The following is a 20,642-nucleotide window of genomic DNA, read 5'->3' on the forward strand; positions in this document are numbered from 1 at the left end:
CCGGCTTGCTAGCGTCGGACGATTGACCTCAAGAGCCTCAATGCTACCGACAGTGAGGCCATGTCGTCGGCCTCCAGGGCGTTCACCTCATCGAACATGCTCTTGGCCCGGCCCAGCTGCTCGGCATTCTGGGCCTCCCAGTCCTTGAGCCGCGCGTCGGGTGACTCGGCGGCGGACGTGGCGTCCAGCACCGCCGTCGTCATATCCGACACTGTCGAGTAGAGGTCATCGCGCAAGGCGGCGCGGGCCAGCGCCTGCCACCGGTCCTGCCGGGGCAGGCTGCTGATCCGTTCCAGCAGCGAGTCCGCATGGAAGCGGTTGAAGACCGTGTAGTAGACAGCCGCGATCTCCTCGACAGGGTCCTTGCGGGAGCGGCCGATCTTGGCGATGTCCAGCAGCACGAAGCTCTCGAACAGCTCGGCCCAGCGCAGGGCAAGGTCTTCGGGAAGCTGCCACTCACGGCCCTTGGCCAGCCACGCCGCCACCCGCTCGCGGTCATCGCCGCGCAGATAGTCGAGCAGCCGGGCCCGCATCGGATCCATCAGCGGCTTGAACTCGGACACCACCTCGGCGATGGGGCGCGAAACACTTTCCTGGCTGAGCAGCCACCGGACTGCCCGGTCCAGGAGCCGGCGGATGTCCAGGTGGACGGCGCTCCAATGCTCGGTGGGGAACGAAGCGGGCAGGCTGTTCAGTTCCGACACCATCGCGTCGAGTTCGTACACCTCACGCAGGGCCACGAAAGCCTTGGCCACCGCCACTTCGCTGGCCGACGTTTCCTCCATCACCCGGAAGGCGAAGGTGATGCCGCCCAGGTTGATCATGTCGTTCGCCACCACGGTGGCGATGATTTCGCGGCGCAGCGGATGGGTGTCCAGCTCGGCGTCGAAACGTTCGCGCAACTGGTGCGGGAAGTAGGAGCGCAGCGTCCCACGGAACCACGGATCGTCGGCGAGTTCACTGTCCCGCAGGGCCGACGCCAGCTCGATCTTGGCGTAGGCGGCCAGCACCGACAACTCCGGGGAGGTCAGCCCCTGGCCCTGCTGCAGCCGCTCCCGAAGGGTTTCCGTGGAAGGCAGCGCCTCCAGGTCACGGTTCAGGTCGGCGCTCTTCTCCAGCCAGTCCATGAGCCGTTCATAGCTGGGGCTCCACTCCGCCACCCGGGTGCGGTCGTTCAGGAGCAGGATGTTCTGGTCGATGTTGTCTTCCAGGACCAGGCGACCCACTTCGTCGGTCATCGAGGCCAGGAAGTCCGCGCGTTCATCGGCGGGCAGCCTGCCGGCAGCGACCATCCGGTCCACGAAGATCTTGATGTTGACCTCGTGGTCCGAGCAGTCCACGCCCGCGGAGTTGTCAATGGCGTCCGTGTTAAGGATGACACCCTGCAGGGCTGCCTCGATACGGCCGCGCTGCGTCATGCCCAGGTTTCCACCCTCGCCGACCACCTTGACGCGCAGGTCCCGGCCGTTGACGCGGATCGCGTCGTTGGCCTTGTCCCCCACAGAGGCGTTGGACTCTGAGCTTGCCTTGACGTAGGTCCCGATTCCGCCGTTGTACAGCAGGTCGGCCGGTGCCAGCAGGATGGCACGCAGGAGTTCCGGCGGGCTCAGTTCAGTGGTTTCCGCCGGCAGCCCAAGTGCGGTGCGCACCTGCGCGGATACCGGGATGGACTTGGCCTGGCGGGCAAAAATCCCGCCCCCTTCGCTGATCAGTGACTTGTCATAGTCGTCCCAGGAGGACCGGGGCAGCTCGAACAGCCGCTGCCGCTCCGCAAACGAGGATTCCTCATCCGGATTGGGATCCAGGAAGATGTGACGGTGGTCGAATGCGGCAAGCAGGCGGATGTGCCGGGACAGGAGCATCCCGTTACCGAAGACATCCCCGGACATGTCACCCACGCCCACCACGGTGAACGGTTCGGTCTGGGTATCAAGGTCCAGCTCGCTGAAGTGCCGCTTCACCGATTCCCAGGCGCCGCGCGCCGTGATGCCCATCGCTTTGTGGTCGTAGCCCACGGAACCGCCCGAGGCAAAGGCGTCGCCCAGCCAGAAGCCGTACTCCGCTGACAGGCCGTTGGCGATGTCGGAGAAAGTAGCCGTGCCCTTGTCGGCGGCAACTACAAGGTAGGAGTCGTCGTCGTCATGCCTGACAACGTTCGACGGCGGCACAAGCCGCTGGCCGTCACCTTCGGTCAGGAGGTTGTCGGTAAGGTCCAGCAGGCCCCGGATGAACGTCTTGTAGCTTTCGACGCCTTCCGCCATCCAGGCGGCACGGTCCGTGGACGGGTCCGGGAGTTGCTTGGCGAAGAAACCGCCCTTTGCGCCCGTGGGCACGATGACGGCGTTCTTGACTGTCTGCGCCTTGACCAGGCCCAGGATTTCGGTCCGGAAATCCTCCCGACGGTCGGACCAGCGGAGCCCGCCGCGCGCCACCTTGCCAAAGCGAAGGTGCACACCTTCCACCCGGGGAGCGTAAACCCAGATTTCAAACATTGGCCGCGGGAAAGGCAGCCCTTCGATCTGCGCCGGATCCAGCTTGAAGCTGAGGTGCGGCTTGTCCTGGTAAAAGTTGGTGCGGAGGGTCGCCTCGATCAGGTTGACGAAAGTCCGCAGCACGCGGTCGGCGTCGAGCGTTGCCACCTTCTCAATGGAGGCTGCGAGTTCCTGCCGCACGGACGCCTGGGCCTCTTCACGGCTGTCTTCCGCCAGCGCCGGGTCAAAGCGGGCCGCAAAGAGCGCGGTCAGGCCCCTGGTCACGTCAGGGTTGGCAAGGAGCGTGTCAGCCATGAAGCCGAAGGAACTGCTGTTGCCCATCTGCCGCATGTAGCGGGCGTACGCGCGCAGCACCGTGATTTGCCGCCAGTGCAGGCCTTCCCGCAGCACCAGGCGGTCAAAGCTGTCTGATTCCGCGGCGCCGGTGACGGCCGCGCCAAAGGACTCAGCCAGCAACTCTCCCGTGGACATCGGGTCCACTGCCCCCGGGTACTTAAGGCCCAGGTCGTACAGGAAGAAGTCCCGGTGGTCCGCCGTTTCGATTTCGAACGGGCGCTCATCCAGGACCTCAAGTCCGAGGTTGTGGAAGTACGGCAGGATCTGGCTCAGGCTCTTGGGCTCCAGCATGTAGAGCTTGACCCGGGCATCCTCCTCCAGCGTGGCACCGGCACCTTCGGGAAGGTACACATGCACGCCGGGCCGGTCCTGACGCTCGCCGGTGCTTCGCTCGGCCGCAGCCCCGTACTTCTCAAAACGCGCAATATCCTCCAGCGCGTCCTCTACTTCGTAGTCCACCCGGTAGCTGGCAGGAAACGCCTCGGCCCAGATGGCAGCAAGTTCCTTGGCCTCGGCTGCATCCCGGCCCTCGCGCAGGACTTCCGCGATGCCTTCGCTCCAAGACCGTGCGGCCCGGACCAGGCGCTTTTCCAGCTCATCGCTGTTGACATGGCTGACGTCGGCGTCCTTGGGCAGGCGGATGCGGAAGAAGAGCCGCGCGAGTGCCGATTCGGTCATCCGGGCTTCGTAGTCGATCGAGACTGCCTGGAACGTTTCCCTCAGTTCCTGCTCAATACGGAGCCTGACGTTGGTGGTGTAGCGGTCGCGGGGCAGGTAGACGACGGCAGACATGAAGCGGCCGTAGATGTCGGGCCTCAGGAACAGGCGGGTGCGCCGCCGTTCCTGCAGCTTTTGGATTCCCAGCGCGGTGGCGGCAAGGTCGGGGACTTCGATCTGGAACAGCTCGTCACGGGGATAGGTTTCCAGAATTCCCAGCAGGTCCTTGCCGGAGTGCGAGTCCGGCGGGAAGCCTGCGTTCTGCAGCACGGCGTCCACCTTTTCCCGGACGATGGGAATGTCGCGGACGGAGCCGGCGTAGGCGCTGGTGGCGAAGAGTCCGATGAAGCGCCGTTCGCCGTTGACGTTCCCAGCAGCGTCAAAGCTTTTGATGCCGATGTAGTCCAGGTAGGCGGAACGGTGAACGGTGGAACGCGAGTTGGCTTTGGTGATGACGAGCGCACGCTTTTCCCGTGCCTTCTTGCGGCCGGTATCGGTCAGGTGCTGGATGTGGGGGGAGTCTGCGGCGGCACGTAACAGCCCGAGCCCGCTGTCCTCGCGCAATTCGAGGACGTCTTCCCCGTCCACGTTGAGCAGGTCGTATTCTCGGTACCCGAGGAACGTGAAGTTCCCGTCGTCCAGCCACCGCAACAGGTCCTTCGCCTGCCGGAGCTCGGCAATTTGCGTAGAGTTGGCCACCCGGTCCAGGCTTTCGGCGATTTCCAGCGCCTTCTGGCGCATCCTGGGCCAGTCCTCCACGGCGGCCCGGACATCGTTCAGCACGCGGGTCAGGCCCTCGAGCAGCGACGTCTTCGTTTCGTCCGGGACGCGCTGGATTTCGACGGCGATCCACGATTCCATGTGGGAGGCGTTCTCCCCCTGCGCGATGAGGTGGGAAAGGTTGGGCATCGCAGCGGTGTCCCCGCTGGAAATCCCGAGGTGTGCGGGCACCCTGTTCACCTTGACCAGCTCACCGCTTTCCCGGTTGCGGGTAGCCACGAAAAGCGGGTGGACGACGAGTTTGATGGCCGCGTGCTGCCGGACAAGTTCGGCGTTTACCGAATCGACCAGAAATGGCATGTCGTCGGTGACGACAAAGATGACGCTGCTGTCTTCTTCATCGACAATCGAGATCCTGGCCTGTCCGGGTTGCCTCACGGAAGCCGCGCGGCGGTGCTCTTCAGCCCGGGCCTCCAGCACATCACGCGGGTAGCTCCGCGCATCCTCCTCAGCCAGGTGCTGGTAGTAGTCCCCCATGAAACCCTCAAGGCCTTCAATGGAGAGGGGCTGGTCCTCCACACTGGATCCAGACGACATCGACAACGCCTCCATCAGAGATATTCGCCGCACCTTTGCAGCTCTTATGGCGAGCCTAGTCCTTCGCCCTTCGCCGTGGTGTGGAAGAAAATACAGAGGATCTCCGCTTTTGCTGGTCTGGTGCACAAACGAGTCCGCGGATTGCACGGCGCAGTTCAGAATCCGGGGCGGCCTCCAGCAGGAGGGACCCTGCCAGGAGTGCGGCGTCGGCAGCGCGGGGATCATGGGGCAAGAATGCCCTCAGTTCCGAGGCCGGCCCGTATCTTTCCCATGCATCGCGCAGTTGGCGCTCAGGATCCCTCCCGACGGAGGAGGAACGCACTTTGTTCATCAGGACAGTGGGTGACGCCTGCGGAACCGCGTCTTCGAGCTCGGCGAGCGCGCGTACCATCCGGGGTACGCCCACGGGATCGGCAGCGCCTATGGCGTAGACGGTGTCCGCCAGCTCCAACGGCCGCAGTGTGGCCGCGTTCCGGCGCGGCGCCATGGTGTCGAAGCTTAGTTCCTCGTCGGCTTCCAGGCAGAAGCCGGTATCGACCACCACCACTTCGGCGATCTCCCGGCCCCTTTCGAGGACCCGCGCCAGCGCTGTGGCACGGATTTCTGTCCAACGGTCCGCCCGGGTGATACCCGTCAGCACCCGGAACTGTCCTGATGCCGTAGCGACCGTGGCGGCAACCTTCCGGAGTGCATCGGCATCCAGCTGCCCGTGATCGGCGAGCCTGCACGCCTGGGCCAGCCCGGCTGACTCGTCCAGGAGACCAAGTACTGCAGCGACGCTGGCGCCGTAGGTGTCGGCGTCGACCAGGAGGACGTCCTGGCCGTCGGCGGCCATCTCCCCGGCGATGTTCACCGCCACCGTGGTCCTTCCGGGCGAGCCTGCTGGTCCCCAGACGACGATGAGCCTTCCGCTTCCGCGCCCTTCAGCCTCCTGCTCCGACTCAACAGGATCGGTTGCCAGCGCAGCTCCGGGGTCAGCGGCTGCGCTGAGGCTGGCCGGACGGGCCCCACCCGTAAGTTGAGCGACTGCGTCGGCGATCCTGTCCGAAAGCTCTGCCGACTCGACCCCCGTCAACGCCGAGGCAACGCCAATTTTGCGGAGCCTCACCGCCTCCTCTGCATTGTCGGTCAGCGCGATGACCGCGACGCCTACTGCACCAAGCCGGTCAACCAGGGAAGCAGTCAACCCCTCGGACCCATCGGCAACCACGGCCGCCCGGGCAAGTCCGCTCTGGCAGGCCGCCAGCAGTTCGGGAAGTTCCGCGCACCGGCGTACCACCGTGACCGGACCGTGCAGTCTTTCGAGACCGCCAACCAGGTCCTCACGGCTTTGGCCGACGGTGACGACGGGGATGTTCATCGGGCGCCGCCCGGGTTCCACACGACGGAGATCTTCGCCTCATTGGCCTGGGCACCCAGCAATGCAGGCATCTGCTTGTCCTCGACCAGGACCATGAGCACGGTGGTTTTTGATGACCCGAGGGCAGTGGACCCATTCGCAACCTCTGCAATTTCCGCTCCGGGAAGGATGAGCTTGGGCTCGCTGAATCCGTTCTTCGCATCGGGCTGGGCCACCCAGACGTCCACACGGGCCCCGGCGACCGCCTGCGATGGCAACGTCTGTTCGACAGTGAGGGCAACGGGCTTTCGGTTCAGCTGGTCGACGGCACCAAGGCTCGCCCTGGGAACAAGCTGGTTCTTACCAATCCTCTGCATGGCCACAACATCCTGGGGCAGGCCGGCCGCCACCGTGATGTAGTGCTGTTCCGTGTCACCCAGCCGGACCTTGGCGCGCACCACGTTCTCTTGCGTGAGGCGCTCGCCGACAGCGATGCCCTCCCGTGCTGCATAGACTTCAGTGCTGCGGTCTGCACTGCCAACCAGGAAGATGACCCCCGCTATGGATGCCAGGACCAGGAGGACGCCCACCAGTAGCCGCGGATCCTTCCACGAAGGGCGCTTCAGCCGCGCCGCTGTGGCACTTGAATCAGGAACCATACCGTTCTCCCCCTAGGTATACCGGACCTGCCCGCTCTGGCCGGACTCCCCATTGTTACCGCAAGGCCACGCGAACAAAAGTCAAATATCCAAATACGGCCAAACTGTGGATAACAGGCCCACAAGGTGCCACTTGATGGCAAAATGGATGTATGCCAAGGTTCCTCACGCTTGCCGACGTAGCAGAGCAGCTCCAGATCAACTCCCCTGCCGCGTACGCCTTGGTCCGCAGCGGCGAACTGAAAGCCATCCAGGTGGGCGGCCGCGGGCAGTGGCGGGTGGAAGAAAAAATGCTGGAGCAGTACATCGAGGAACGCTACGCCGAGGCCAGTCGCATGATCCAGGAATCACGCTCCAAGTCTGTTTGACGCCCCGCACCCTTCGCGGATTCCCAGCCGGAGTCAGCCTGCCTTGGGCGACCTGATCATGGCCAGGGCAGTGAATGGGATAGCTGTCACTTCACCGACACTCCGGCTCCTCCGTACCTCCCCAGGAGTAACCGAGGCCAGGTCTACGTAGTCCCGGCCGACGCGGTCGATAACGCCGGCCAGCCGCTGTGCGCCGGCTCCCGCCGCGATCGTCACGGACAATTCCGCACGGTCGCGGGCAAGGCCGCGGAGGGAGTGGGCAAGCCCGATTGAGCGGCGAACCGGTGAGCTCTCCGGCAACGCGTGCCTGCCGAGGCCGACGTACCGCGCCGCAGCGGCGTAAGGGATGAGTACTTGGTGCTGGTCTTCGTCGAGGACCAGCGCGTCCGCTCCGGCATGCCTGAGTTCCCCGCGCGCCAATTCTCCACAAAGCAGGTAAACGCCGATGCGGCACCCGACGGCCGCACGCAGCCGGTGCTCGAGTGGCAGGCTGACCATCTCGGCCCGGGTCCGCTCGTTGATCTCGCTGTCGAGCGCTAAACGGTCGGCCTCTGCGAACTGGCTTTCCATGTCACTAAAGAGAGCATCCCAGCGCATCCCGTCAGCGTAGGTTGCCCTGCCCGGCCAGTCAACGGCCGCATCTTTTCCTCTCCAACGTATGGACAAACGCTGATCTTTGCGCTCAAACTTGTTCAAGCATTATCAAACAGCATCAAACGACATCAAAGGAGAAGTAATGGGCCCCTCCGAAGAGGCAAAGTGGTCCGATGCCTTCATGGCACTGGGTCTTCTGGTGCTGGGCATTCTGCTTTGCTTCCTGGGGGTTGGCCTGCTTGGACAGTGGCAGGACTCCGCAGCCCGCAACCAGGACGCACCCGTGAGTGTTCTTCTGGGGGCGGCCGCAGCTGCAGCCGGCATGGCCCTTTTGCTGTGGTGGGTCTTTTCGATCCTGACCGCAGGCGCCTCGGTTCTGCTGGAACGCTTCGGACGAGGCCATGCCGCGGCGTCGGCCCGCAGTCTGTCTCCGGCCTTCATGCAGCGGGCAGTGGTTGCCGCACTGTCGCTGCAGCTGGTGGCAGGAGCCGCGGCGAATGCCGCACCGGCCACGCCCGGGCCTGCGTGGACCCCCACACAGGCATATGCGGCGTCAGTCCCATCGCAACCTGCGCCCGCAGGCACTGTTGCGGAGGGAGGTAGGAGCCTGGGCGCCGGCGGCATGCAGGTCCCTTCGCCAACCGTGGCTGCAAAAGAAGCGCCAAGAGGCCCTGAAGACGCTGCGATGGCGCGGAGTTCCCGCAGCGAGCTCCCCGATGCCACGCTCCACCCCGGCTGGCAGCCTGCTCCCCCGGTGGTGGAACCCGGTTTGCTGGCCGGACCTCAGGTGAGAGATGCCTCCGGTCCAGCCCTAAGTGGCCAGGCAACTTCAGTAGCCGTGCTGGCCGGCGACACACTATGGGGCATCGTGGCGACCTATCTGGGGCCTGAGGCATCGGACGTGGAGGTGGCCCTTGAATGGCCGCGGTGGTACGCAGCAAACCGCGCCCTGATCGGCGGAAGCCCCGACGTCCTGCTTCCCGGCCAAATACTGCAGGCGCCTGCGGCGTCGTAGCCAGGCCACCCGGGCCAGGGTGCATCCCGCAAATTCCGGCCGGCAGCCTGGCGGGCCCCAGCCTGCCACACAATCCATCAGACGACATGAAGCTAGGGGAACACAATGACTGCAGCGACACCTGTCCGGACCGTCCGGGGGCTTGCCGCCACTACGGGAAACGGCGGGAAGGGCACGGCAGAAACCCGCCCTGCACCGGCACCGATAGCCCAGCCTCCCGGGGCGAAGCCATCCCTGCAGCCTGTCAATGAGGCGGCGGAAGTCAGGGCGATCACGCGGGGCACGATCCAAGCCTCCATGGAAGTCCTGGCGGGAATCCGTCCCGTCCACCAGCTGGCCCGCCGCCTTGATCCGCGGTGCCTTGCAGCGCTGCAGCATCGTGCAGCCCTGATCAGGCGCGAACTGACCCGGACCGGAAACCCTGCACTGGCCCGGCTCCACCGCAATTCGACGGTCCGCTCCGTCCGGGTGTGCGAGGTGGCCGACGGCATTTACGAGGCAAGTGCCGTAGTGGTGGATGACGTTCGCGCCCGTGCCGTTGCTGTCAGGCTTGAGCGCAGCAAACAGGTATGGCGGATAGTCGAGCTCGTCATCGGTTGAGATTTGGAACTGCCCCCCGGGGGCGAAGCTACAAGCGAGGAGGCAGCAAGCAGGGCAGGGACGCTTCCGTCCCTGTCCTGCTTGCTGCCTCCCGATACTTCCGGCGGTACTGCTAACGCTTTTTCTTCTTCGCGGGCCGCTTGGCAGCATCCTGCGCTGCCGCCTTGGCCGGATTCCCGGAGCGTCCGCCCCCGGACCGGGTTTCCACCCGGGTCTGGGTTCCACCGCCCTCACTGGGAGCGGTGTACTGCAGCTGTGCAGGCCTCTCCGGGGCTTCCAGACCGGCGGCGCGGACCTGGGGGTCCACATGTTCGGTGTGTCCGCCGGCGGCGTCCTGCACTACGACATCCTGTGCAGGAGTCACTTCCACCTCCAGGTTGAAGAGGAACCCGACGCTCTCCTCGCGGATGGCTTCCATCATGCTCTGGAACATCGCAAAGCCTTCGCGCTGGTATTCCACCAGCGGATCACGCTGCGCCATGGCCCTAAGGCCGATGCCTTCCTTGAGGTAGTCCATCTCGTAGAGGTGTTCCTGCCACTTTCGGCCGATGACGGAAAGCACCACCCGGCGCTCAAGCTCCCGCATGCTTTCGGAGCCAATAACCTCTTCCCGGGCCTGGTACACCAGGCGGGCATCGGAAAGGATTTCCTCTTTCAGCATCTCCACGGTGACCCTGGACTTGCCGCCGGCCTCTTCGATGATGTCTTCCGCAGTAACGCTGACAGGGTAGAGCGTCTTGAGGTTTGTCCACAGCTGGTGGAAGTCCCAGTCGTCGCCGTTTCCTTCGGCGGTTGCGGCATCGATGAGTGCCGTGATGGTGTCCTCTACGAAGAACTGCACCTTTTCGTGCAGGTCGTCGCCCTCAAGGATGCGCCGGCGGTCGCTGTAGATGGCCTCACGCTGGCGGTTGAGGACGTCGTCGTACTTCAGCACATTCTTGCGCTGCTCGGCGTTGCGGCCTTCCACCTGCCCCTGGGCGGAAGCGATGGCACGCGACACGAGCTTGGATTCCAGCGCCACGTCGTCCGGGACGGAGCTGTTCATCAAACGCTCTGCGGCACCGGAGTTGAAGAGCCGCATCAGGTCATCGGTCAGCGAGAGGTAGAACCGTGATTCGCCGGGGTCGCCCTGTCGGCCGGACCGGCCGCGGAGCTGGTTGTCGATGCGGCGTGACTCGTGGCGTTCGGTGCCAAGGACGTAGAGTCCTCCGAGGTTCAGGACTTCCTCGTGTTCATCCTTCACGGACTGCTTGGCTTCTTCGAGCGCAGCGGGCCAGGCGGCCTCGTACTCTTCGGAGTTCTCCTCCGGGTCCAGCCCGCGCTTGGCGAGCTCGGCGACGGCAGTGAATTCGGCGTTGCCGCCCAGCATGATGTCGGTGCCGCGGCCGGCCATGTTGGTGGCCACGGTGACAGCGCCCTTCCGGCCTGCCTGGGCCACGATGGCAGCTTCGCGTGCGTGGTTCTTGGCGTTCAGGACCTCGTGCCGGATGCCCTCCTTGGCGAGGAGCTTGGACAGGTATTCGCTCTTCTCCACGCTGGTGGTGCCAACCAGGACGGGCTGGCCTTTTTCGTGTCGTTCGGCGATATCGCGAACCACGGCGTCGAACTTTACAACTTCGTTCTTGAACACAAGGTCGGACTGATCAATCCGCTGCATGTCCCGGTTGGTGGGGATGGCCACAACACCCAGCTTGTAGGTGCTCATGAATTCAGCGGCCTCAGTTTCGGCGGTACCCGTCATGCCCGAAAGCTTGCCGTACATGCGGAAGTAGTTCTGCAGCGTCACGGTGGCCAGCGTCTGGTTCTCGGCCTTGATCTCGACGCCTTCCTTGGCCTCGATCGCCTGGTGCATGCCTTCGTTGTAGCGGCGTCCCGCAAGGATGCGGCCGGTGTGCTCGTCGACAATCAGGACTTCACCGTCAAGGATGACGTAGTCCTTGTCCCGCTTGAACAGTTCCTTGGCCTTGATGGCGTTGTTCAGGAAGCCGATCAGCGGGGTGTTCGCCGATTCGTAGAGATTGGTGATACCGAGGTAGTCCTCGACCTTCTCGATCCCGCTCTCCAGGACGCCAACCGTGCGCTTCTTCTCGTCGACTTCGTAGTCCTTCTCGGGCTGCAGCCGGAGCACGACTTTTGCGAACTCGCTGTACCAGCGGTTGGTATCGCCCTGGGCCGGGCCGGAGATGATGAGCGGCGTCCGCGCCTCGTCAATGAGGATGGAGTCGACTTCGTCGACAATGGCGAAATTGTGCCCGCGCTGCACCAGTTCATTGCGGTCCCACGCCATGTTGTCGCGCAGGTAGTCGAACCCGAACTCGTTGTTGGTTCCGTAGGTGATGTCGGCGGCGTACTGCTGGCGGCGAACGGCCGGATCCTGGTTGGCGAGGATAACACCGCTGGTCAGCCCGAGGAACCGGTACACACGGCCCATCAGCTCGGACTGGTATTCGGCCAGGTAGTCGTTAACGGTGACCACGTGCACGCCCTTGCCGGTGAGGGCGTTCAGGTAGGCGGGAGCGGTCGCCACCAGGGTCTTGCCTTCACCGGTCTTCATTTCAGCGATATTGCCCAGGTGCAGGGCGGCGCCGCCCATCAGCTGGACATCGAAGTGGCGCATCCCCAGGGTGCGTGAGGACGCTTCCCGCACGGCGGCAAATGCCTCCGGAAGCAGGTCGTCGAGTTTTTCACCGTCCCCATGGCGTTCGCGGAGACGGTCGGTCTCCTCGCGCAGCTCGGCGTCGGTAAAGGTCTTGAATGAGTCTTCGAGGGCGTTGATGGAATCGGCATAGTTCCGCAGCTGCCGGAGTGTTTTCTTGTCACCCGTGCGGAGAATTTTTTCGATAAGTGATGCCACGTGAAGATGCTCCCAGTCTGATGCCGCCGAATTCTGGCGTGTTCAGTCTACGGGAGAGACACGCGGCCGGTGCCCCTTTTCCCTGAGAGCGGATACTCGCTACAGGCGTGCCAGTTCCTGGGACAGACTCGCGGCGAGGTCGCCTGCCTGCCCCACTTCCACCTCCGGCAGGCCAAGCCATTGGGCCATCAGCTTCAGCTCCGCGGCGAGTTCGACGGCGGTGTCCAGCGGCGCGTCCGGCTCGGCAAAAGCGGACCTCACCAACAGGCGGCCGCCCGCCCTGTCCGCTTTCAGGTCCACCCGTGCCACGATCCTGTCACGAAGCAGGAAAGGCAGGACATAGTATCCGAAACGCCGTTTTGGCTCCGGCGTGTAGATCTCGATCCGGTAATGGAACCCGAACAGTTCCCACAGGCGCCGGCGCTCGAAGACCAGCGAATCGAAGGGGCTTAACAGGGCACGGCCGGTGGCACGCCGTGGGAGTGTCGCTTCCACATGCCGGAAGACGTCCCGCCCCCAGCCAGCCACCTTGACGGGTTCCAGCCGGCCCTGCTGCACGAGATGCTCCACGGCCTGGGCGGTTGCCTTGACCGGCGTGCGGAAATAATCGGCGAAGCAGCGGATGCTTCCAATTCCATGCGCCAGCGCGGCCGCATCGGTGAGCCGCTGGAGTGCAGCAGTTGGGTCCACCTCGCGGACTTCAGAAGCCCGGTACGGCAGGACCTTCGATGTCAGCGCGTACCTGCGCTCGAATTGCCCGGTCCTGGAGGCCGCCGAAACCAGCCCCTCTTCGAAGAGGTCTTCCAGCACGCGTTTAACCGCATTCCAGTTCCAGCCCCAGTTGTCCGACTGTTTTTCCTCCACATGGCCAAGCCGTGCTGTCAGTTCCGAGGCGGTCATGGGCCGGGACCGGGCAAGGGCTGCCAGGATCCTGGCGGCGACGTCAGCACGAATCCCGGGGTCGAGCCGGGAAGCGCCCACCCAGGACCGCTTCTGCCACGGAAGCAGGTCCTGGTAATGCTCCGGCCGGATGTAGCTGGCTTCGTGGGCCCAGTATTCAAGCATTCGGCGCGGATGGCTGGCTGACATGCGTTGCAGGATGTCGCGGTCGTAGTCGCCAAGCCGGGAATAAAAGGGCAGGAAGTGGCTCCGAACCAGGACGTTGACGGAATCGATCTGGACGAGCTGCAGCCGGGCAAAAGTACGGCCCACCGTCCGTGCTGTCACGGGGCCGGCGGGCCGTCCTTTATGGAGTCCCTGTGCTGCCAGTGCGATCCGCCGGGCCTGGTCAAGGCTCAGCGTTGCTGACAATTCAGTCCTCTCTGGCGGTGGTGTTGTCCACCTTAAGCGTTAGCAGCAGCGTCATCGGAGCGGTAGGCCAGGACCTTTTCCTCCACGGCGGTGTCCCCTGGCTCGCATTCGTGGTCCAGGGTGATGACTCCGTAGGTCCAGCCGCGGCGGCGGTACACGACGGAAGGCGTATTGGTCGCCTTGTCCACGAAGAGATAGAAGTCATGGCCGACGAGCTCCATGTTGTCCACGGCATCGTCGAGCGTCATTGAAGCAGCGGGGAAGACCTTGCGCCTGATCAGTACCGGCGAGTTCCCGGCCGGGATGTCATTTTCAACGTCGTAGGGGGATTTTTCTTCCGGCGCCTGCGCGGATTCACTCCTGCGGTTGGCTTCAAGGTACAACGGTTCGTGCGCGCTGGCTGGTTCAAGGGTGGCTGTTGCTTCACGGACAGCCTTGGGAGTGTGGCGGCCATGGTGGACCTTCTTGCGGTCCTTGGCCCGGCGGAGCCGCTCAAGCAGCTTGTTGTAGGCGAGGTCGAAGGCGGCAAATTTGTCTGGGGCGCTCGCTTCGGCACGGATCACAGGGCCCCGGCCCAGGACTGTCACCTCGACCGTCAACTGGTCGCCGGTTTGCCGGGCATTGGTCTCCTTGGAGACTTTCGTATCGACACGCTGGATCTTGTCACCCAGCGATTCGATTTTTGCGATCTTTTCCCCGGCGTATTCGCGGAACCGGTCTGAAACCGTCAGATTTCGTCCGCTGATCATAAACTCCATGGTGCCCTCCAAATGACTTCGGTGACACGACGGCGGCACTTCCATGGGCCCTGCTGCCTGACAGTCGAGCCCCTCTCCGAGCCGCCATCGAAAGGTACATTCTGTTCTTGGTACCCACCTCAGACGTTAGTTCATAGCCACCCGTTATTCATCCTTTCCCGGTTTATTTTTTTCTAAGTCATGGTGGTTCCGCGGCGGCCCTGCGGGTACCGCGTCCGGGTCAGGGGCGTCGGGCGGGCGTGTCGCCGCCAACACGACAGCACCCCTCACTTGGGCGCCGGCGAGGTGAAGTGCCCGGGCTGCTTCGCCAAGGGTGGCGCCGGTGGTCAGGACGTCGTCGATGAGGATGCATGGGCGCCCTGTGACCTTTGCCCGGACCCTGGGCTTGACCTGCATGGATCCCCGGACCCGTTGTGATCGGGCTCCCCTGCCCAGCCCCTTTTGACCCCCTAAAGCTTTCCGGCCTACAAACCCCTTGTACCCGTCCGGAACCCGGCCCCCGGGGGCCGCCTTACGCAGGACATCTGCGACCTCGAACCCCGGCAACTGCCGCGCCGCCTGCTTCAGCAGCAGGTGGACGGGGCTGAAACCCCGGCTGACGTATGCGGACGTGCTGGTGGGCACCGGAACCAGCAGGAACCCGGGGCCGCCGCGGGCTGCCGCCCTGACTGCCGAGGCCAGCGCGCGGCCAAGACTCTTGGCGAGCTGGTGCTGCCCGTGCCGCTTGAACGACAACAGCCCCTGTGCCAGTTCGTCCCGGTACACGCCTGCCGCCACCACTGGCAGTATGACTGTCCCCGCGACATCCATCAGTGCAGGCGCCCCGCTTTCCACGCGGAAGGGCTCCCTGGTCAACTGCCGGAGGCGGCCAGCACAGGAGGGGCAAAGACTGTGGTCTTCTGATCCGCAGCAGACGCAGTCCACCGGGACCGCCAAAGCGAAGAGGTCTTCCGCGGCGCCGGCCACCCAGTCGAGAAGTCGCAGGAAGGCGGCCTGGTGTTCAGCGCGGTGCAGGGCCGCCGAGGGCGGGTGCGGGGCAAGATCCGGATCCACTGCCCTGGTTCCGCTGCGGCGCCGATCAATGGGGTCCGCCGTTGGGGTGATGCCGTTCACCGTTCCACTGTGGCCCGGATCCCGGGCCTGCGGCAGCACGCCGGCGGCTATGTGGACAAGGCGGGGAACACCAACGCCGTGAAGCGCTAAGCTGCCTGCCGTTTGCCATTTTGGGGGCAGGAGCAGGTCAGCCCGGGAACGCAGGATCGATGGGGCCCTTGATTTGCGGCGACCAGCCATTGCCGAGGCGTTGGAAGATCCCTTCCCCGGATTGTACGTAAAGGTCGTCGGCGCCATTTCCCGCGCTGATAGCCACCAGGCCCGGCCAGGGAGCCAGCTGCTGCGGCTGCCCGGAAGTCAGGGACAGCAGTTCCGGCGTGACATTCGTACCTGCCGCCCCCTTCATCACCGCAATAGTGGTGCCGTTCACCCAAACCCCTTGGTCGGGATCGCTGGAAGCCACCAGGGTAATGGGCGCCGTCAGCTCCCGGGGGGTGCCGTCCCCGGCCCGGATCACGCCGGCTATTTGCACCTTGGACTTGCCGTTTTGTTCGGAGATGACCAGGGCGCGCACGCCGTCGCGAGAGATGCGGAGCTCCCTCACGGTGCGGCCGGCGAGCCAGGCAGGGGCCAGCGTTACGGATGGGACTGCTGCTCCTTCCGCCACGCCGGCTGGGTGGAACGCCACCACCTCAGTGGCACCGGTGGCGCCCGGCCCCGCTGTCCATACCCAGTCGTTGAGGTTAATGGACGGCCGGCTGAGAGTGCTCCTGGTGGTCAGCGCACGCGCCGGTTGCCCTGGGCTGATGCTGTACAGGGTGGTCCGGCCGTCATTGAGGAAGGCCGCAGTCTGCGACACCGGGGACTCGGCAGGATACCGGGGATTGAGCGCGGAAACCGGCTGCATATCGGGCAGCGGTGACACCCGGTTGTTCTCGTAGCGCACCAGCTCATTACCGCTGACGGCGATCTGCCGCGACGGCACGGTCTTGTCCAGCACCGGCGGAAGAACACTCCCGTTGTCCTCCACCCGGACCAGGTCCTGGTTGGCACGCAACTCAACGTTGACCACATCGGGCTGGCTTCGGAACGTGAGCGTCAGCTGCATCTGCATGCGCAGCCGGTCCTCGGCTGACGTTTCCGTCAATTCCTTGGCCGTCAGGTCCACCTGGGCCGCCCCCGACACCACGGGTACTGATTCACGGGCGAGCTTGATCCCCGAGGGAAAAGCGCTGGCGACGGCGCCACGCAGGTATGGAGCAGGGCCGGCCAGCAGCGCGCTGGTCATGGCCTTGACAGTCTTGTTCTTCAGGAACCAGCGGACGTCGGGGACGGCGTAGGTGAAGGTGGGGTCGTAGAAGTAGATGGGGTAGGCGCCGTAGATCACCTTGAACGTCTCCTCCGCGATGGCGGTCCCATCCGGAATCCCGGAGATCCGCCACTCCCCGTCAACCTGCGTCACCGTCACGGGAATGCGTTCCACTGTTCCGGGCGGCGACTGTGTGGCGATGCCGTCGGCGTCAACCGTGTAGGAGACGTCCAGTTCATAGTTGAAGACGTTCTCGGGGCCCGCGGGGACAACACGTGCCTCCCGGTACACCAGCGCGCGCTTGTCCGGTTTCCAAGACACGGCCGATGCCTGCGTCAGGTATTGCCGGGCCACCGCATAGTCGTCCTCGTAGCCGCTGCCGGCACGGTAGAAGTAGTCGATGATGGTTTCCGGTGATGCGCCCGGTTGTGGCGCTGCCGGTAGGAACACCGGTGCACTGACGTTTCCGGCGCTGCTTTCGCTGCTCTTCCCCACCGGGCCGGAAGTGGGAATCCGCGCGCACCCCGACAGCAGGACCATCAGCAGCGCCAGCAATGCCGCCGGATACTTGGCGTGGCGCACTGCGGCCCTCATGGCGTCTCCTCAGGCGCCCGTGCCGGAGCAGGCCTGGCGGTGCCTGTCTGCAGCACCAGCATGTTTTTGTAGTCCTGTTCTGCCGGGATACTTCCCGGTGCTCCCGGAAAGGTCACGTCCTTTGGTTCCAGCTGCACGGGCGATTCGGCGATCACGACATCCTGGCGCAGTGGAAGGGTGAGCCGGAAGTTGGCGCCGTCGCCCTTCCGTCCCCAGGCCTGCAGCCAGCCATGGTGCAGTTTTGTGTCTTCCATGGCGATGGACAATCCCAGGCCGCTGCCGCCGGTGGTGCGGGCGCGGGCGGGATCGGCACGCCAGAACCTGTCGAAAACCCGGGCCGCCTGTGCCTGGTCCATGCCGATGCCATGGTCCCGGACGGCGACGCCCACGGCAGTTTCATTGGCCGCGACCGTGACCGTGACCGGTTTACCCTCACCGTGCTCCACCGCGTTCAGGATCAGGTTCCGCAAAATCCTGTCAATCCGCCGAGCGTCCATTTCCACGATCATGGCACCTTCGGGGGCAGCGAAGATGATCTCGGAGCCATACTCCGCGGCCACGGGTGCCGCTCCTTCAATGACGTGGGCGATCACCTGGAGCAGGTCCTCCGGCTCGGCATCCAGCATTGCCACACCCGCGTCGAAGCGGCTGATTTCAAGGAGGTCGGAGAGGAGGGACTGGAACCGTTCCACCTGGTTGTAAAGCAGCTCTGCGGACCGCTTATTAATGGGATCGAAATCATCACGCGCGTCGTAGAGGACTTCTGCTGCCATCCGGACGGTGGTCAACGGCGTCCGCAACTCGTGCGAGACGTCGGAGACAAATCGCTGCTGCATCTGCGAAAGCGTTGCCAGTTGGGTGATCTGCTCCTGCAGGCTGGCTGCCATGTGGTTGAAGGAAGCGCCAAGGCGCGCCACTTCGTCCTCGCCCCTGACCACCATGCGCTCCTGCAGCTGCCCGGCTGCCAGTTTCTCGGACACCATGGCGGCATGGCTGACAGGACTGACCACGTTACGGGTGACGTACCAGGCTACGGCGCCGATCAGGAGGACCAGCACTGCACCGCCGGCCCACAGGACACTTTGGATCTCGTTGAGTGTCTGCTGGGCGGTATTCAGGTCATAGATCAGGTAAAGCTCATAAACCGTGCCGTTGAAGGTCACCTTGTTCCCCACGGCGATCCCCGGCCGGTCCTCCGTGCCCACCGGGATGACTGTGGAGGCCCAGTACTGGTCCTTGCCGGAGTCCTGGACTGCCTTCCGCAGGTCCGCCGGAATGACACTGACGGTCAGCTGGTCGGAGGCTCTTGACTCCACCCAGCGGTTCCGGGGTTTGGTCTGGTTCGGCATCGCTTCGAAGACGTAGCGTCGCTGGATGACCGAACCCCGGCCTTCCACTGCGCTCAGCGTGTCCGAAACCAAGGTGATGACGCTGGACTGGTCGGTGACCTGGGCGCCGTCGAACGTGTCCTGTACCTGCTTGACGTTGTAACGGGTCTCCGACTCCGCCTGGGTCAGCCGCTCCTGGAACAGGTTGTTGGCGATCTGGTTGGACAGATATGCGCCTACAAGGGCGAACGAGGTCACAGCCAGCATCAGGGTGGTGAGGACGGTGCGGAACTGCAGGGACCGGCGCCAGCGCTGCTGCAGGGCGCGGCCAAGATACCTCAGGCCGGGAAGGAAGCGGCGCACACCCGTGCGGACCAGGCGTGCCACGCGCAGGGCGACGATCAGGGCACGCCGCTGCCAGATCCTTGCCCGGAATGCCACATGCCTGAGCACGGGAGTGATGCCGTCCCCGGGGCCGGGCGCGCCGTCAGGGGCGGCCCCGCTTGCGGGGCCCTCCCGTGGGGTGCTGTCCCCCGCGGCGTCGTCCTGGCCCGCGGTGTTCCCGTTCGGGCCGGCAACCGCAGTGTGCGGGGTTGTGCGCTGGTCCGGTTCCCCGCCCTGCGCAGCGGGGTCAGACCCCTGCTTTGTAGCCGACACCACGCACCGTCAATACAACTTCCGGGGCTTCCGGGTCCTGTTCGATCTTGGACCGCAGCCGCTGGACATGGACGTTGACCAATCTGGTGTCGGCAGCGTGGCGGTATCCCCAAACCTGTTCCAGCAGCAGCTCCCGCGTGAATACCTGCCAGGGTTTACGGGCCAGTGCCACCAGGAGGTCGAATTCCAGCGGGGTGAGGGAGATCCGCTCACTACCGCGGCTGACGGTGTGGCCGGCGACATCGATGGTGATGTCGGCGATGCGAAGAGTCTCGGGCGCCTTCTGGTCCCCGGGGCGAAGGCGGGCACGTACGCGTGCCACCAGCTCGGCGGGTTTGAAGGGTTTGGGCACGTAGTCATCGGCACCGGACTCCAGTCCGCGGACGACGTCGGAGGTGTCCGACTTGGCGGTCAGCATCACGATGGGCACGTCCGACTCGCCGCGGATCTGCCGGCAGACCTCGATGCCGTCCATGCCGGGAAGCATGAGGTCGAGCAGGACCAGGTCCGGCCGTGATGACCGGAAGACGTCCAGTGCCTGGGCGCCGTCGGCGCAAAAGACCGGCTCGAAGCCGTCATTACGGAGGACAATTCCAATCATCTCGGCCAGCGCTTCGTCATCATCTACCACCAGAATGCGTGCCTTCATAGCTATATATTCCCTTATCGGGATGGGTTTGTCCTGTTGAGGGGCTTCCGGCATGGCGGGAGTACTAGGCCGTCCGACGCCGGAACTATAGTCTTGGGGTCATGTCCTGCGCTTCCGGTGCGCACCTTGCGGCGGGCGGCAGGCGGGGCAGGCGGACTGGTATTGGGGGAGGAATCAGTGTCACCACAGGAGTCGGGGCCCGGGGAGCCCGGGCAGGAGCGGCCGGGCGAGGCACCGGACGGCAGTGCGCCGGCGCCGGCAGGCGCGCCGGGACCAGGAATGCCCCCACCAGGGACGCCAGGACCGGAAACGCCCAGACCAGGCGCGGGTGCCTGGGACCAGCCCTGGGCGCCTCCGGGCCACCAGCCACGCGAAGGCCAGCAATCACAGTCCGGGCGGCAGTCCCCTTGGGAGAAGCAGCGGCCATGGCAGCAGGGGTACCAAACGCAGCCGCAGCAGTGGCGGCAGCAGTCCGGGAATAACCCGTACGCGGGCGGTCCATACCCCGGCGCCTCTACCTCCGGGACCCAGCCAGACGGCGGCCAGGCATACGGCCGCAACGCCTACGGCGGACAGGCGTACGGCGGCCAGGCATATGGCGGGCAGCCCCAGAATGGATCCCCGTACAGCGGGCCGCAGTACCCGGGCTCCCCTTATTCCCCTGGGCCTTATGGAGGATCGCCCTACGGAGC

14 protein-coding genes are annotated in these 20,642 nt (G+C 64.7%); 3 read left to right on the top strand and 11 right to left on the bottom strand.

From position 1 onward, the window contains the following. Nucleotides 1-8: 8 nt before the first annotated feature. The 3 genes from ACFO0G_RS01430 to ACFO0G_RS01440 are packed head-to-tail and all read right to left on the bottom strand — an operon-like array spanning nt 9 to nt 6,860. The gene (locus ACFO0G_RS01430) at nt 9-4,862 is read right to left on the bottom strand and encodes an NAD-glutamate dehydrogenase (RefSeq protein WP_286397924.1); all 4,854 of its coding nucleotides are present in this window, start codon (nt 4,860-4,862) and stop codon (nt 9-11) included. A gap of 55 nt (nt 4,863-4,917) precedes the next feature. After that, on the bottom strand, nt 4,918-6,222 hold the full coding sequence (locus ACFO0G_RS01435) for an AAA family ATPase (RefSeq protein ID WP_286397925.1): 1,305 nt from the start codon (nt 6,220-6,222) through the stop codon (nt 4,918-4,920). Then, nucleotides 6,219-6,860 (bottom strand): hypothetical protein, encoded by a 642-nt coding sequence (locus tag ACFO0G_RS01440; protein WP_286397926.1) that lies wholly within the window; start codon nt 6,858-6,860, stop codon nt 6,219-6,221. Before ACFO0G_RS01440 ends, ACFO0G_RS01435 begins: the two co-directional genes overlap by 4 nt. A 152-nt stretch (nt 6,861-7,012) precedes the next feature. On the opposite strand from ACFO0G_RS01440, the gene ACFO0G_RS01445 reads away from it, so the two are divergent. Next, on the top strand, nt 7,013-7,228 hold the full coding sequence (locus tag ACFO0G_RS01445; RefSeq protein WP_018768505.1) for a helix-turn-helix domain-containing protein: 216 nt from the start codon (nt 7,013-7,015) through the stop codon (nt 7,226-7,228). 33 nt (nt 7,229-7,261) lie between these two features. Here the strand turns inward: ACFO0G_RS01445 and ACFO0G_RS01450 are convergent, their stop codons facing one another. Further along, on the bottom strand, nt 7,262-7,798 hold the full coding sequence (locus tag ACFO0G_RS01450) for a hypothetical protein (protein ID WP_350310791.1): 537 nt from the start codon (nt 7,796-7,798) through the stop codon (nt 7,262-7,264). Between the two features lie 166 nt (nt 7,799-7,964). Between ACFO0G_RS01450 and ACFO0G_RS01455 the strand changes: the two genes are divergently transcribed. Both ACFO0G_RS01455 and ACFO0G_RS01460 read left to right on the top strand, forming a co-directional pair. Next, on the top strand, nt 7,965-8,837 hold the full coding sequence (locus tag ACFO0G_RS01455; protein WP_286397928.1) for a LysM peptidoglycan-binding domain-containing protein: 873 nt from the start codon (nt 7,965-7,967) through the stop codon (nt 8,835-8,837). 105 nt (nt 8,838-8,942) lie between these two features. Next, nucleotides 8,943-9,437, top strand: coding sequence for an Rv3235 family protein (locus tag ACFO0G_RS01460; RefSeq protein WP_286397929.1), 495 nt, complete (start codon nt 8,943-8,945; stop codon nt 9,435-9,437). Nucleotides 9,438-9,549: 112 nt separating this feature from the next. On the opposite strand, the gene secA is transcribed toward ACFO0G_RS01460, so the two are convergent. The 7 genes from secA to mtrA form a co-directional block, all read right to left on the bottom strand. Continuing rightward, on the bottom strand, nt 9,550-12,291 hold the full coding sequence (secA, locus tag ACFO0G_RS01465) for a preprotein translocase subunit SecA (protein WP_286397932.1): 2,742 nt from the start codon (nt 12,289-12,291) through the stop codon (nt 9,550-9,552). 99 nt (nt 12,292-12,390) lie between these two features. Beyond that, nucleotides 12,391-13,602: a winged helix-turn-helix domain-containing protein gene (locus tag ACFO0G_RS01470; protein ID WP_286397934.1), complete on the bottom strand. Its 1,212-nt coding sequence runs from the start codon at nt 13,600-13,602 to the stop codon at nt 12,391-12,393. Nucleotides 13,603-13,634: 32 nt separating this feature from the next. Beyond that, the gene (hpf, locus tag ACFO0G_RS01475) at nt 13,635-14,360 is read right to left on the bottom strand and encodes a ribosome hibernation-promoting factor, HPF/YfiA family (RefSeq protein WP_286397936.1); all 726 of its coding nucleotides are present in this window, start codon (nt 14,358-14,360) and stop codon (nt 13,635-13,637) included. 144 nt (nt 14,361-14,504) lie between these two features. Further along, the gene (locus tag ACFO0G_RS01480) at nt 14,505-15,464 is read right to left on the bottom strand and encodes a ComF family protein (protein WP_376976656.1); all 960 of its coding nucleotides are present in this window, start codon (nt 15,462-15,464) and stop codon (nt 14,505-14,507) included. Nucleotides 15,465-15,600: 136 nt separating this feature from the next. Next, the gene (locus tag ACFO0G_RS01485) at nt 15,601-17,316 is read right to left on the bottom strand and encodes an LpqB family beta-propeller domain-containing protein (protein WP_286397938.1); all 1,716 of its coding nucleotides are present in this window, start codon (nt 17,314-17,316) and stop codon (nt 15,601-15,603) included. Then, nucleotides 17,313-19,106 carry an MtrAB system histidine kinase MtrB gene (gene mtrB / locus ACFO0G_RS01490; protein ID WP_286404486.1) on the bottom strand — a complete coding sequence of 598 codons (1,794 nt, stop codon included), beginning with the start codon at nt 19,104-19,106 and terminating at the stop codon, nt 17,313-17,315. Before mtrB ends, ACFO0G_RS01485 begins: the two co-directional genes overlap by 4 nt. Nucleotides 19,107-19,275: 169 nt before the next feature. Next, nucleotides 19,276-19,950 (bottom strand): MtrAB system response regulator MtrA, encoded by a 675-nt coding sequence (gene mtrA, locus ACFO0G_RS01495; protein WP_214943351.1) that lies wholly within the window; start codon nt 19,948-19,950, stop codon nt 19,276-19,278. Nucleotides 19,951-20,642: the final 692 nt, after the last annotated feature.

This window comes from Arthrobacter sedimenti, from assembly GCF_042652025.1.
GTDB classification, from domain to species: domain Bacteria; phylum Actinomycetota; class Actinomycetes; order Actinomycetales; family Micrococcaceae; genus Arthrobacter; species Arthrobacter sedimenti.

Bases quoted from the DNA above. Each gene is read 5' to 3' on its own strand.
- ACFO0G_RS01430 (WP_286397924.1), bottom strand. From the start codon at position 4,862: ATGTCGTCTGGATCCAGTGTGGAGGACCAGCCCCTCTCCATTGAAGGC.
- ACFO0G_RS01435 (WP_286397925.1), bottom strand. From the start codon at position 6,222: ATGAACATCCCCGTCGTCACCGTCGGCCAAAGCCGTGAGGACCTGGTT.
- ACFO0G_RS01440 (WP_286397926.1), bottom strand. From the start codon at position 6,860: ATGGTTCCTGATTCAAGTGCCACAGCGGCGCGGCTGAAGCGCCCTTCG.
- ACFO0G_RS01445 (WP_018768505.1), top strand. From the start codon at position 7,013: ATGCCAAGGTTCCTCACGCTTGCCGACGTAGCAGAGCAGCTCCAGATC.
- ACFO0G_RS01450 (WP_350310791.1), bottom strand. From the start codon at position 7,798: ATGGAAAGCCAGTTCGCAGAGGCCGACCGTTTAGCGCTCGACAGCGAG.
- ACFO0G_RS01455 (WP_286397928.1), top strand. From the start codon at position 7,965: ATGGGCCCCTCCGAAGAGGCAAAGTGGTCCGATGCCTTCATGGCACTG.
- ACFO0G_RS01460 (WP_286397929.1), top strand. From the start codon at position 8,943: ATGACTGCAGCGACACCTGTCCGGACCGTCCGGGGGCTTGCCGCCACT.
- hpf (WP_286397936.1), bottom strand. From the start codon at position 14,360: ATGGAGTTTATGATCAGCGGACGAAATCTGACGGTTTCAGACCGGTTC.
- ACFO0G_RS01485 (WP_286397938.1), bottom strand. From the start codon at position 17,316: ATGAGGGCCGCAGTGCGCCACGCCAAGTATCCGGCGGCATTGCTGGCG.
- mtrA (WP_214943351.1), bottom strand. From the start codon at position 19,950: ATGAAGGCACGCATTCTGGTGGTAGATGATGACGAAGCGCTGGCCGAG.